Origin of the sequence: Limosilactobacillus pulli (assembly GCF_947381555.1) — a bacterium.
In the GTDB taxonomy this organism is placed as follows: domain Bacteria; phylum Bacillota; class Bacilli; order Lactobacillales; family Lactobacillaceae; genus Limosilactobacillus; species Limosilactobacillus pulli.
Genome location: NZ_CANCWQ010000007.1, coordinates 22,301 through 35,228, shown reverse-complemented (window position 1 = coordinate 35,228; position 12,928 = coordinate 22,301). Strand labels below are relative to the sequence as shown.

The window sequence follows — 12,928 nt, the reverse complement described above, 5'->3', positions numbered from 1 at the left end:
AGAAACTGCGCCATTGCGCACCTCATTTGCACAACACTTATCATAGCACTTTTTAAATTCGTTGTCTTTACTAATTGCATTAAGAAAACGCTAACACTTTAATTATTTTTGACGCTGGCAACAAACCATTTCATGGCACGGATTGATAAACCACGTTGCTGACTCCCAAAAGATCAATCAGTCCCTTTTTAGTAGCTTCATCCCCATTGAGCCACTGACTACGCGGCAGCAGCTGCGTCTGTTTTTTTTCAGGATAATAAACCATTACTGGCACATTGCCATGGTGAAGCTTGATAAATTCCTGCAGCTGAGCAGAAAGCTGCGGTGTCAAGACACCAGGTCGCAACTGCAGAAACCAGCGCGTCTTGGCTGGCGCCGATCCACGCTCACCAGCAGTCAAAGTCAGCTGAATTCGACTGGCCAGCAGCTGCAGACTGCCATTACGATTTTCCACTCGGCCGCTGATAATCAAGACATTGCGCGCAGCAATCAGTTCTTGGTAGCGCTGAAACTGTTTTGGAAAAACCGTTACCTCAATACTGCCGGTTTCATCAGAGGCACTGATAAATGCCATGGGCTGACGCGTTTTTTTGGTATTGATCGTCTTAACGCGACTGACATATAAGATCAAAGTCGCATTCATTCCCTCTTTAAGCTGAGTGACCTTGACCGCATGCAGCTGATTGGCCAAAGCCCGATACTGACTGACGGGATGTCCCGACAAGTAGATGCCCAGATACTCATGCTCTTTTTCCAGCCGCTGTGCCAAAGAATACTCCGGCCGCGCCGGGATCGTCGTCTGAAAAGTATCGTTGCCCATCAGCGCTTGATTAAACTCAGCTCCGTCAATCAAGTCCGGCAAGGCATCAATCATCTCAGCCCGGTTGCTGCCCAAATGATCAAAAGCACCGGCATAAATCAGCGGCGCAATCAGTTCGACTTTTCTAAATTTAACGTCGATGCGGCCAATAAAGTCGGCCAGATTGGCAAACGGTTTTTGTTTTCGCTGATCGATAACCGCTTTGATCAGATCGCGTCGGATGCCCTTAATCATTGCAAGGCCAAACAAGACCCGACCCTGGTACAGACTAAAGTCGGCCTGGCTGAAGTTGATATTGGGACCGATAATTGCCACGCCAAACGATCTGGCATCCTCAAAATAGGCGCGCATTTTTTCTGAACCAGCATGGGCATTCAATAATGCGGCAAAAAACGCTGGTGCAAAATGACACTTCAAATAAGCCATTTCAAAGGCCATCATCGAATAAGCCACGGCATGGGAACGATTGAAGCCATAGTTGGCAAAACGATCAATATAATCAAAGACCTGCTCGGCAACCGTCTTGGAATAGCCATTGGCAATCGCGCCTTGCACAAAGCGACCACGCATTTTTTCCATTACATCTTGCTTTTTCTTGCTCATCGCCCGCCGCAAAAGATCAGCCTGCCCCAGTGTAAAGCCAGCCATCTTAGCTGCCAGTTGCATGACCTGCTCTTGATAGACCAAAATCCCATAGGTTGGTGCCAGAATCGGTGCTAGCGATGGATCAGGCAGACTGACCTTTTCACGACCCTCTTTACGGGCGATAAAATGCGTAATGTTGTCCATTGGTCCAGGACGATACAGCGCGTTGACGGCCACGATCATTTCAAAGTTTTCGGGATACAGCCGTATCAATACCTGCCGAATCCCGCTTGACTCAAATTGAAAAATTCCTTCCGTTGCTCCTTTTTGAAACAGCTGCAAGGTCAATGGATCATTGAGACTGATTTTTCGCAGATTAAAATCTGGTTGGCTCTTTTCGACCAGTCGCAAAGCCGCATCCATGATCGACAGGTTTCGCAATCCCAAAAAGTCCATCTTCAAAAGGCCCAATGCCTCAACCGTATCTTTGGGAAACTGCGTCATCAACAGGCCATCACTGCCGTTTTGCAATGGTACCAGTTGATTCAAAGGATCCTGGGACAAAACGATTCCGGCCGCATGCGTGGAATAATGACGCGGTAGTCCCTCAATCCGCAGTGCGGTTTTCATTAAAAGCGCGTTTTGTGAAGAATCGCTGAGCAGATTATTGAGCGATCGCGATTCATTTAAGGCTTGCTGCAACGTAATCTTGGGCAGATTGGGAACGGCGCGGGCCAGCTCATCGATAGCATAGACTGGCATGCCAAAAACCCGGCCCACGTCCCTGACAGCCTGCTTGGCACCAAACGTCCCAAACGTAATGATCTGAGCAACTCGGCTATGACCATACTTTTGGTGAACATAAGCCAACACCTCATCACGCCGATTGTCAGGCAGGTCAAGGTCGATATCCGGCATCTGCGCCCGTTCCGGATTTAAGAACCGTTCGAACAGCAATTGGTATTTTAATGGATCAACCTCGGTAATCGCCAAAACATAGGCAACCAGCGAACCAGCCGCCGAGCCTCGTCCTGGATCAGTCGCCATTTTCTGCTGGTGAACGAAGCGCATAACGTCCCAGACAATCAGAAAATAATCGTCAAACCCCATTTCATGAATCGTCGTCAGCTCACTTTGCAGCCGCTTTTGATAGTCAGCCAAGGTATATCCTGGTGCCAATGGTCGTTTCTGAAGTCCCGCCTGACACAGTGACTTTAGATAATCCGCGGCATTCTGCTGATCTGGTGTTGGAAACTTGGGTAAGACAGGCTTTTGAAACCGAACCTCAACAGCGCATTCTTGAGCGATTCTAGTCGTTTGTTCAACTGCATTTTCAAATCCCGAATCCAAGAATGCCTGGCTGAGCTTTTCTTGTTCAGGCAGTGCGCGACTGATTGATTGATGTGCCTGAAAAAACGGATTGGCCATCTTAGTTCCCGCATCAATATGGCGCAACACATCAGCCGCAAATGCATCGTCGTCTTCTAAATATTCAACCCGTGGTGCAGCTGCCAACGATACATCATAATGTTGTGCCGTTTGTTTGATCTGCTCACGCTGAATGGCATCAAGTTCCAGATCAACGCCCAGCCAAAGATGCCCGGCCGTAGCTTCAATCATTGCCGGCAGCCACTGGTCAATCAATGACTGGTCAAGCGTCAATGGCTGCGCGGGTAGGATCAAATCCAGATCGTTTAGATAAGGCTTGATCTCCTGATGCGTCAAAAATCGTGTTTGTGCCTGCGTCTGTTTGAGCGTCGACAGCTGCATCAAATTGAGATAGCCTGCCTGCGTCCGTGCCAAAAACAAGACTTCCAGGCCTCTAGTGGTCATGGCCGCAGTCTTTAGATGCAGCCGTAGTCCCAATAAAGGCTTGATACCGGCTGCTTTGGCGGCATTGTAAAAATCAATCGCACCATACATCACGTTCCAATCAGCCAAAGCTACGGCATGATACCCCTTGGCCTTGGCTCCTTGCACCAGCTCTTGCGGGCGCAACGGACTCTGCAATAGACTATAGGTGCTGATTACGTTAAGCGGCACTAGTTCCATTCGTGATCCATCCTTTCACTTAAAATTATAGCAGAAGCCGCCGCCAAAAAACGTACCGTTGCATCAATAAAAGGGAGTAAGAAAAAACGTCGAAAATCGGTAGCAAACTGATTTTCAGCGTTTGGCCCGCCAGGCTAACATACTGGTGCAATATTATCTATAAAATAGTTAGGCAATTGATCTCTTTAACTCATTTAGCCATGTTTTTTCATCCAGTTCAAGATTTCTTGATATACTTCCCGGCGGCGCGATGGTTCGTTTAAAACCTGATGTCTTAAACATGGGTAAACATGCAGTTCTTTATCTACCGAAGCGATTTCACGATAACTGTCCATTGAGTCATCGACACTGACCACGCCATCTTCGGCACCATGCAGAACCAAAACCGGATCCACAAAATCAGCAGCATGCGATTTATTAAACGCAACCAGATCCAAAGCCGCATTCAGCAGTGATCCTTTAATTACGGTTAGATTCAAGGGATCGTCTTGATAGTCTTTTCGCATCCAGGCACTGCTGTTGCTTCGATCACCAAAACTACCACTGATTGTCTCATCAGTTTTAAAACGATGAACTGGTCCAAAGATCTGATTATGATATCTCGTTAAGGCCCCAACGGAAATAATGCCATTGACCGTTGCTGGATATTTGGCACCAAATGCCATCGCCGTGCCGCCGCCCAGACTGTGACCAACGACAAAGATTGGCAGATGCGGCGTGTTTTTTTTTGGCCCAATCGACAACGGTTTTAAGATCATCAGGAAAATGGTTAAAGTCGCCATAAACGCCATGTACCCCAGGAGTCTGACCATGGCCGCGATGATCATAGCGGTAAACGGCAACATAATGGGTAACAAACCAGTTGGTCAGATAGTCATAGCGCCCTTGATGTCCACCTAGACCATGCACGACTACCAAAACAGCTTGTGGTGCCAGTGGCCGATTCTGTTTTACAAACAATTGCTGATGATCTGGGGTCTTAATCAGCAGCTGAGATTCACCGATCGCTTCTGACATAGTTCTTCCTCCCTCAATTAGAAAATCATTAAAATTATAACATCATTTTCACATTTAGGACGTTAATCTTTAGAAAATTTTGTCAATCAAATCATGAGCCGTTCAATCATCCAATGGGTTGGGGCTGATCGCTGAAAATCAGACATCACCAACTCAGATGGATTGCCCACGATGTTTACTGCGACAGCTGATCCGAAAAGCTTTTGATTCACGATACTCAATTCAATCTTTTTATGATAAAATATTCTTGTATATAACTAAGGGGTGAACTAAAATGCGTACAATTGGCAAAGAAATCATGATCATTATCTGGAGCTTTATCCTGGGTGACGTTTTAGGCTACATCGCTGGTCAACTGGAAGGCGCCACGGTCAACTACACAACCACTGGAATCGTTGCCGTAGTTGTAGCATTATTGGCAACCAACTGCATTTCCCTGATTTCAAAGCAGGCTAACCCAGACAAGGCTGCTAAATAATTTATTTCTGCAATTATAAAAAGAGCACTGAGAATTCATCTCGGTGCTCTTTTTTATCGTTCAAAACCACACAGCGTATAGCCGTCAGCAATTGCCTGTCCCTGTGTCATCGTCTCAACCGTTTTGGAACGAGATAATGCCCGACAGTTGCGATTCAAATGATACTTAGTACCGTTTGGCGTAACGTAGACGGTTGCCTGATCATTGCTGCCCTGCTCTGCAGTCGTATCGCTGACCTTTGAAACCACCGCTGGCGCAGAGCTGGCCGCCTGAGCATTACTATCAACCGTACTGGTACCGTCAGCATAGTTGAGCGTGACGCCATTTTGAACGTTAAATATATAAACGTTAAAGCTGACCGCCTGGCTGTTAACCGATTGTGCCTGCATGTGCACGCCGCGCGCCAACAGCTCATCGCCTCGAAAAACCGGTGTAACCTGATAACGCACATAATCATTTGGATTAGCCCGCAGATAGTCGGCTACCTCGTCTTCATAGCGTACCATCTCGGGATCATTCAGCGAGCGCGTTCCCGTAATCAGATTTTTCCAGTTGTTGTTTTGACCCGTCAGCTGGTAGCCAATCAGATGCGAGCGATTATATAAATAGCCACCTTTGATTTTTTTGTTGTGCCAACCGGTTGGATCAACAGTCAGCGGCTCGCGCTTGGCCTTTGGCATCAAAGAACGATTAAGCAGTGCATTAGCCTGCGTAGCCCGGTTCAAACGATCTAAATTGCCATACTGCTGCCAGGCACCATGACTGGTATCTAAGTCCTCATTGCTAAACGTCGGCTGGCCGTTATTAACGCTGATTGTCTGAGTACCTTGATAATCGAGCTGAGCCAGCTGCTCATCAGATTGACTGGAAGACGCAGCTGCCTGCTTTTTGACCCGCTGCGACTGATGCTTTGCCTGCTTTTTGGCGGCCAAAGCGACAGTTGACTGAACCGAGCTTGTCATTGAAGGCTGCGGTAACGACAGACCGACTCCCAAGGCCAGCAACGGCACCAACATTATCTTTATAATTTTATTTTTCTTTATAATTTTATTTTTCATTGAACACTCCCCCAGAATCAACAAAAAAGGAGCGATCTTATTTCAATCGCTCCATCTCTAATTTTAGAGTAACACATTTTCAGCAATCCCGCGACTCTTTTCTATTTTGACCCAATTTAGACTAACCAGCTGTTATAATGCCTAAACAAAAGTAAATGAGGTAGCTTTTAATGAAGGTTATTTTTGTCTGCTTAGGCAACATCTGCCGCTCACCAATGGCTGAATCCATGTTTCGTCAAATGGTGATTGATGCCGAATTGGCTGATCAGATTCAGATTGACTCAGCCGGTACCAGCGACATTGCAGCCGGCTCGCCAGCTGACTCCAGAACCAAGGCCGTTCTTGCCGAACACGATTTATCAGCAGATGGACTGATTGCGCGGCAGTTAAATGATCAAGACTTTTATGATGCCGACTACATTTTGGTAATGGATCAGATGAATATGCTGGATGCCCGCTCCATGGCACCAGCTGGTTTGGCTGACAAGGTTCATGGAATCTATGTGACTGTAGCTGGCAAAGAGGATCACTGGATTGTCGATCCTTGAATTACGCATCGTTTCCATGATACGTATGAGTCATTAAGCGAAGCACTGCCAGCCTGGCTGAAACGATTTCAAAAAGAGCTTAATCGGGCTTAAAGAGATGGCTGTTATAATACCACAACTAAAAGTCAGACGCGTCAATTCGGCTGCTAGATCGTTGCCAATGGCTGCTTTTGCTTTGGTGACGGAAAGGCCTGCTCTAATTTTAAAAGCTCGACGTCACTAAATTCAATCTCACCCGCAGCCACGTTTTGTTCGGCATGTTTTTGGATTGCTGGATTGTGGAATCGTTAACGTGTTGCCGCAGCGAATGGTCCAGGCCAGCATGATCTGATAAACCGTGGCATGATGGACTGCCGCCAGCTTCTTAAGCGTTGGATTATTACTTAAGCGTCCACTAAGCGAATCAGCTTGCGCAACCGGTGAATAGGCAATCAATGGCAGTTGATGATCCTTTTGCCAGGTCAGCAGATCATACTCAATACCACGGCGATCTAGATTGTAAAGATCTTCATTAGCCGCACAGTTGATGCCATTTGGCAAGGCAAAGAGCTCTTTGAGATCGGCCACATCGAAATTGGAAACGCCCCAAGCGCGAATCTTGCCTGCCTGCTTAACCCGTTCCAATTCAGCTACGGTTTCAGCCAACGGAATCTGCCCGCGCCAGTGCAATAGATACAGATCAAAATAATCGGTACCAGCGTTTTTCAAACTGCGATCCAGACTTTTTTCCAACTGCGCACGGCCGGCATTTTGCGGCAGCACCTTGTCGATGATAAACAAATCTTCCCGTTCAAACGGTTTGATAGCTTGAGCAACCAGTCGTTCTGCGTTGCCGTTGCCATACATTTCGGCCGTATCAATTGCCCGAGCTCCTGCTTTGATACCAGCTTGCAGCGCCTTGATTTCTTGTTCGGTTTTAACAGGATCATCTCCAATATGCCAGGTACCCAGACCAACTGCTGGCAAGACGCGTTGATTAATCGTAACGGTTTGCATCTTCATCATCCTTTCTGATTGAGGTTGTTTGTTTCAGCTTATCACCGTTGGCCAAATGATGACAGCGTTTTCTGAAATTCAGTTAAAAAGCCCGCCGCGAGTTTGCGACGGGCTTTTTGACTATTTTTCTTGTGCCGTCAGCTTGGCGATTTCAACCAAGACATCCAATGCTTTTTCCATGGTCTGCAAAGAAACGTACTCAAAGCGTGAGTGCATGTTCTCGCCACCAGCAAACAGGTTTGGCGTTGGTAATCCTAAATAGGAGATTGTCGAACCATCCGTGCCGCCACGAACCGGATAGATCACTGGTTTGATATCCAGATTTTCCATCGCCTGCTTGGCAATTTCAACGACTTCCATGTGATCTTTGAGCGCATCTTTTAAGTTGTAGTATTGATCGTACAGCTTCATCTGAATGCGATCCTCGCCCAGCTTTTGATTCAGCTGTGCCACGATCTGCATTAGATTCTTTTTACGATTCTCAAACTTTTGCCGGTCATGATCGCGAATCAGATAGGTCATCTCGGCATGATCAACACCGCCATTAAACTTGTAAAGGTGATAAAAGCCTTCACGACCTTCAGTTTCTTCGGCACGGTCATGTTCTGGCAGACGATTATGCAGATCAATACCGACTTGAATGGCATTGATCATCGTTCCTTTAGCGACCCCAGTGTGCACGTCTTTGCCCGTAATCGTGATCTCAGCCTGAGCAGCATTAAACGTTTCGTATTCCAGCTCACCCAGTGGACCGCCATCGACCGTGTAGGCAAAGTCAGCGCCAAAGTCCTTGACATCAAAGTGATCGGCTCCGGTTCCGATTTCTTCATCCGGACCCAGCCCAATTTGAATCGTACCATGCTTGATTTCAGGATGCTGCAAAAGATACGAAGCCATTGTAACAATCTCGGCCACGCCTGATTTGTCATCAGCACCCAGCAGCGTCCGGCCATCCGTGGTAATCAAAGTATCATGAGCATACTTTTTTAACGATGGGAACTCAGCTGGTGAAAGCTGGTAGCCGCTATCAGAAAGTGCAATATCTGATTGACCATCATAGTCTTCCACAACCTGTGGCAAAACATGATCAGCATTGAAATCAGCCGTATCAACATGAGCAATGAACCCAACAACCGGCGCATCATGATCCAGATTGCTTGGAATCGTTGCCAGAAGATACGAATTCTTGGGATGAATCCGCACGTTGCTTAATCCCAATTCCTTAAGCTCTTGGACCAGCTGATTTAAAAAGGCCGTTTCCTTAGGGCTGGAAGGTACCGTATCTGACTTTGGATCAGAGCGTGTTTCAACTTTGACGTACTTTAAAAACCGCGGCAGCAGTTCAGGATATGTTTGTTCTGTCAAATCTATCACCTTTTCTTTACAAATCAATCACTACTATCGATTAAATCAACTTTAGCACTTTTTGACAGTTATGCTGGACTTTTTTGATCTATCTGACAATAAATTCAAAGGGTTCCGTATTAACCTCAGAAGTAATGACCTCAAAGTCCCAGCCGTTTTCTTGACGCCACTTTTCAAGCAAAGTTGCTAAGCGATCTTGGCAAACGACCTCAATATGATGTCCAGCATCCACAACCGTTAAGTGATTGGCAATCATATCATGGGCAAAGTGATAGCTGACATCTCCAGTTACATAGGCATCGGCGCCACGTTTTTTAGCCAGCTGCCAAAAATCCTGTCCCGAACCGCCTAAAACGGCTACCCGCTTGATCAGCTGCTTTTGATCCATTGGGTTGACAATCAGTCGTGCACCCTTTAGATCAAGCTTTTCTAGACACCATTGACCAAACGCCGCTGGGCTCATCGGCTGCACCAGCTCACCAATACGACCCATGCCATAATCGCGACCCGAGATGGGATCAACACCCGTCAGCTGCAGTGGCTCAACGTCAGTCAATTCTAATTGATCAGCCAGCCAATCGTTCATACCGCCATTGGCATTGTCAAGATTGGTATGCGCAGCATAGACCGTAATATCATGATTCAAAAGCGCTTGGTACATGGCAATCTGGGGGTCGCGTACATCCAAGGTCTTAACGGCATGAAACATAGCTGGATGATGGTTGAAGATAAAATCAGCCTGTTTTTCGATAGCTTCTTTAACTACCTCAGGGCGACAGTCCAGCGCTACCATGACCCGCCTAACCTTGCGCTCGGGATTGCCTAGCTGCAGGCCAACATGATCCCAAGACTCGGCTAGTTTAGGATTGGCAAACAGTTCAAAGCGTTGAATGATATCATTAACGGTTGTCATTTGATCACCTCTTTGATCATCTGCATCTCTTTTTCAAATTCGCGAATCTTTTCAACTGGCGGCTGGGCAGCTTTTTGCATCTGCTTGATCGCCGTTTCTTGCCGCGCTAATTCAGCCTGCCATTCCTTTTTAAAGGCCGGACTGTCCTGCTCCAGTAGAAATGGACCAAACTTGAGCTCACGGTCGTTATATGCAAACGGCACAATCGATGGCTCAGCCATAATAATTTCATAGATGTGATCGTCTTCTTCGACAACTTCTTCAGCCATGATCTGCCAGCGATTAGCCAAGAGCCATTCTCGGACGCGCTCGCCGCCAACGTTAGGCTGCAGGACCAGCCGCTTGACGCCGGAAAGCTTGCTTTGATCGGCATCCAAAATCTTGGCAATCAAGGTTCCACCCATTCCGGCAATCGTAATCGTATCAACATGATCAGCAGGATGGATAGCAGCCAGTCCATCGGCTAAGCGTGGCTGAATCACATCGGTCAGCCCTAACTGGTTGATCTCATGGGCAGCATTTTCGTAGGGACCTTTGACGACCTCACCGGCTACGGCATACTCAATCTGGTGATTCAATGCCAGATGGGCCGGCAAATAGGCATGATCTGAGCCGATATCAGCCATGCGGGCTCCTTTAGGCACATAGCTGGCAACACGCGCCAATCGTAATGAAAGATGGTTGGCATCCATAAATAAATCTTCCTTCCTGATTCCAAATTATATTTCCAGTATAACAAAAAAATCCGTCCCGCAATCAGCAAGACGGATTTTCAATTTAAGGCAGTTTCTGAGTTCAACGTATCTTAATTAGACCAGACCCAGTGCTACCAGGCGCTCGGCATTTTCAACCGTGTTCCAGGCAGCTCCCTTCAACAGATTGTCAGCTACAACCCACATGTTGAAGGCACCCTTGTTTTCATAATCAGGACGAATCCGACCAACAAACGTTTCCCGCTTGCCAACCGCATTGATTGGCTGTGGGTAGATCTGATGAGCAATGTCATCTTCCAAAACGTTGCCAGGGAAGTCAGCCACAACCCGCATAATATCTTGAGCCGTAGCCGATTCATCCTCAACCGTAAAGTAGACGCTTTCGCCGTGTGCGATCGGAACCGGTACCCGGACACAAGTAGCCGTAACCTTAATGTCTTGTGAGTTCATGTCGCCAAGCATGATCTTCTTGGTTTCATGAATCATCTTCCATTCTTCGTGTGAGTAGCCGGATTCCTCCAAAACGTCAATCTGTGGCAACAGGTTGAAAGCCAGTGGATAGTGCTTCTTGTCGCCTTTAGTTGGCAGAATATGAGCATCTGCCTGCATGTCCTTGCCATCCAAAAAGTCTTGGGCTTCTTGATACATTTCGTTTAAAGCGGATTGACCAGCACCAGAGGCTGCCTGATAAGTGGAAACCACGATCTGCTTTAAGCCGAAGTTGCGGCGAACTGGTTCCAAAGCCATTACCATTTGAATCGTGGAACAGTTAGGATTGGCCACGATGCCATGGTGACCCTTCAAGGCTGCTTCGTTGACTTCTGGTACGACCAACGGCACATCCGGCTCCATCCGAAAGGCACTGGTGTTGTCAACACAGACCGCCCCGCGCTTAACGGCTTCTGGCAAGAACTTTTTGGAAACCGATCCGCCAGCTGAGGACAATACAATGTCGACACCATCAAATGATTCCGGAGTGGTTTCTTCAACAGTTACCGGCTGGCCCTTAAACTGCAGGGTCTTACCGGCTGATTTCTTGGATGCCAACAGCTTAACGTGCTTGACAGGAATCGTGGACTGGGCTAATTGTTCAATCATCCGCGTGCCAACCGCCCCCGTGGCACCCAGAATTGCGACATTGTATTGCTTACTCATATTAGAATCGCTCCTTTAGTTCTTTGCGTTAACCTTTTCAATAAATGGCTTCATGCGTTCCATGGCCGTGTGCAGATCCTCATCAGAAGCCGCGTATGACAGCCGAACCCAGCCAGCACCACCAGCACCAAATGCGTTGCCTGGCGTTACGCCGACTTGAGCCTCCTTGGCCAGATCCAAGGCGAACTGCATGTCGTCCGTACCATAGCTGGCTGGAATCTTAGCGAAGATGTAGAACGCGCCTTGTGGTGGAACCGTTTCGATGCCCATGTCGTTTAAGGACTTCAAAACATAGTCCCGCCGTTTTTGGTAGATGGCCCGGGCCTTGACCGGATCTTCTTCCCCGTTGTTGTAGGCTTCAATAGCCGCAGCCTGCGTTGAGTCGGTAATTGAGGTTACCAAGAATGAGTGCAGCTTGGTAATGTTGTCAATGGCTTCTTTAGGACCGGCAAAGTAACCCATTCGGTAGCCGGTCATGGCATGTGACTTGGACAAACCAGAGATAAAGATCGTCCGGTCTGGCAGCAATGTAGCCATCGAGGTGTGCTCAACGCCGTAGACCAGGTCACTGTAGATTTCATCGGCAAAAACGTACAGATGATGATCCGCAATCACCTTGGCCAAACCTTCCAGCACGTCGCGTGGGTATTCGCGACCGGTTGGGTTGACTGGGTAGTTGAGCAAAACTGCCTTAACGGCAGGACCTTCTTTTTTCAAAACGTTTTCCAATAGCTCTGGCGTCAAGACGAAATCGTCCTCAGAAACGTCAACCTGCACTGGCGTCCCACCTGCCAGAGAAACCAGCGGGAAGTACAGTGAAAAGACCGGCGTTGGAATAATCACCTTGTCGCCTTCATTGATCAGAGAAAAGATCGTTGCTGCCAGGGCCTCGGTCGCACCAACCGTAGCAACGATTTCCGTTTCTGGATCATAGTGCACGCCGCGTGTCCGTTCCAGATAGCCGCTGATGGCTTCACGCAGCTCAATCTTGCCGCGGTTGGACGTGTAGTGCGAGTCGTTGTCAACGATGCTTTGCACGGCTGCCTGCTTAACGTGTTCAGGAACGTTAAGATCAGGTTCGCCAATCGTCAGCTTAACGATGCCTGGAATCTTGGACACGTGAGCATCAAAAGAGCGGATTCCAGATGGTGAGATTGCAGCCACGCGTGGGTTGACCGTTTCATTAAGATCTTTTGCTAGAGTTGGCATAAACAAATTTCCCCTTTAT

General features: G+C 47.6%; 9 protein-coding genes and 3 pseudogenes. 2 read left to right on the top strand and 10 right to left on the bottom strand.

The window, feature by feature from the left end; all coding sequences use genetic code 11:
- Positions 1–130: 130 nt before the first annotated feature.
- From dnaE to QOS03_RS03470, 3 genes are all read right to left on the bottom strand, one after another.
- Positions 131–3,457 (bottom strand): DNA polymerase III subunit alpha, encoded by a 3,327-nt coding sequence (gene dnaE, locus QOS03_RS03480; RefSeq protein ID WP_283575348.1) that lies wholly within the window; start codon positions 3,455–3,457, stop codon positions 131–133.
- A gap of 194 nt (positions 3,458–3,651) precedes the next feature.
- Positions 3,652–4,122 (bottom strand): serine aminopeptidase domain-containing protein, encoded by a 471-nt coding sequence (locus QOS03_RS03475; RefSeq protein WP_283575347.1) that lies wholly within the window; start codon positions 4,120–4,122, stop codon positions 3,652–3,654.
- Positions 4,049–4,474 (bottom strand): serine aminopeptidase domain-containing protein, encoded by a 426-nt coding sequence (locus QOS03_RS03470; protein WP_283575346.1) that lies wholly within the window; start codon positions 4,472–4,474, stop codon positions 4,049–4,051. The genes QOS03_RS03475 and QOS03_RS03470 overlap by 74 nt, the downstream gene beginning before the upstream one ends.
- A gap of 274 nt (positions 4,475–4,748) precedes the next feature.
- On the opposite strand from QOS03_RS03470, the gene QOS03_RS03465 reads away from it, so the two are divergent.
- A complete protein-coding gene (locus QOS03_RS03465; RefSeq protein WP_272216253.1) occupies positions 4,749–4,952 on the top strand; it encodes a YjzD family protein in 204 nt (67 codons plus the stop codon).
- Between the two features lie 284 nt (positions 4,953–5,236).
- On the opposite strand, the pseudogene QOS03_RS03460 reads toward QOS03_RS03465, so the two are convergent.
- Positions 5,237–6,010 (bottom strand): annotated as a pseudogene (locus tag QOS03_RS03460) (DNA/RNA non-specific endonuclease); the annotation flags it as partial.
- A gap of 170 nt (positions 6,011–6,180) precedes the next feature.
- Here QOS03_RS03460 and QOS03_RS03455 point away from each other — a divergent pair.
- Positions 6,181–6,651, top strand: a pseudogene (locus QOS03_RS03455) (low molecular weight protein-tyrosine-phosphatase).
- Between the two features lie 53 nt (positions 6,652–6,704).
- Here QOS03_RS03455 and QOS03_RS03450 read toward each other — a convergent pair.
- The 6 genes and pseudogenes from QOS03_RS03450 to QOS03_RS03425 all read right to left on the bottom strand — a co-directional run bounded on the left by QOS03_RS03450 (position 6,705) and on the right by QOS03_RS03425 (position 12,909).
- A pseudogene (locus tag QOS03_RS03450) lies at positions 6,705–7,554 on the bottom strand (aldo/keto reductase).
- Between the two features lie 120 nt (positions 7,555–7,674).
- Positions 7,675–8,919 carry a peptidase T gene (pepT, locus tag QOS03_RS03445; RefSeq protein WP_283575344.1) on the bottom strand — a complete coding sequence of 415 codons (1,245 nt, stop codon included), beginning with the start codon at positions 8,917–8,919 and terminating at the stop codon, positions 7,675–7,677.
- Between the two features lie 88 nt (positions 8,920–9,007).
- Positions 9,008–9,832 carry a Nif3-like dinuclear metal center hexameric protein gene (locus QOS03_RS03440; RefSeq protein ID WP_283575343.1) on the bottom strand — a complete coding sequence of 275 codons (825 nt, stop codon included), beginning with the start codon at positions 9,830–9,832 and terminating at the stop codon, positions 9,008–9,010.
- Positions 9,829–10,524 carry a tRNA (adenine(22)-N(1))-methyltransferase gene (locus QOS03_RS03435; protein WP_272221193.1) on the bottom strand — a complete coding sequence of 232 codons (696 nt, stop codon included), beginning with the start codon at positions 10,522–10,524 and terminating at the stop codon, positions 9,829–9,831. The genes QOS03_RS03440 and QOS03_RS03435 overlap by 4 nt, the downstream gene beginning before the upstream one ends.
- Before the next feature lie 117 nt (positions 10,525–10,641).
- Positions 10,642–11,700 (bottom strand): aspartate-semialdehyde dehydrogenase, encoded by a 1,059-nt coding sequence (locus QOS03_RS03430; RefSeq protein WP_169461500.1) that lies wholly within the window; start codon positions 11,698–11,700, stop codon positions 10,642–10,644.
- Positions 11,701–11,715: 15 nt separating this feature from the next.
- The gene (locus QOS03_RS03425; RefSeq protein ID WP_283575342.1) at positions 11,716–12,909 is read right to left on the bottom strand and encodes an aminotransferase class I/II-fold pyridoxal phosphate-dependent enzyme; all 1,194 of its coding nucleotides are present in this window, start codon (positions 12,907–12,909) and stop codon (positions 11,716–11,718) included.
- Positions 12,910–12,928: the final 19 nt, after the last annotated feature.

Bases quoted from the DNA above. Each gene is read 5' to 3' on its own strand.
- dnaE (WP_283575348.1), bottom strand. From the start codon at position 3,457: ATGGAACTAGTGCCGCTTAACGTAATCAGCACCTATAGTCTATTGCAG.
- QOS03_RS03475 (WP_283575347.1), bottom strand. From the start codon at position 4,122: ATGGCATTTGGTGCCAAATATCCAGCAACGGTCAATGGCATTATTTCC.
- QOS03_RS03470 (WP_283575346.1), bottom strand. From the start codon at position 4,474: ATGTCAGAAGCGATCGGTGAATCTCAGCTGCTGATTAAGACCCCAGAT.
- QOS03_RS03465 (WP_272216253.1), top strand. From the start codon at position 4,749: ATGCGTACAATTGGCAAAGAAATCATGATCATTATCTGGAGCTTTATC.
- QOS03_RS03440 (WP_283575343.1), bottom strand. From the start codon at position 9,832: ATGACAACCGTTAATGATATCATTCAACGCTTTGAACTGTTTGCCAAT.
- QOS03_RS03435 (WP_272221193.1), bottom strand. From the start codon at position 10,524: ATGGATGCCAACCATCTTTCATTACGATTGGCGCGTGTTGCCAGCTAT.
- QOS03_RS03430 (WP_169461500.1), bottom strand. From the start codon at position 11,700: ATGAGTAAGCAATACAATGTCGCAATTCTGGGTGCCACGGGGGCGGTT.
- QOS03_RS03425 (WP_283575342.1), bottom strand. From the start codon at position 12,909: ATGCCAACTCTAGCAAAAGATCTTAATGAAACGGTCAACCCACGCGTG.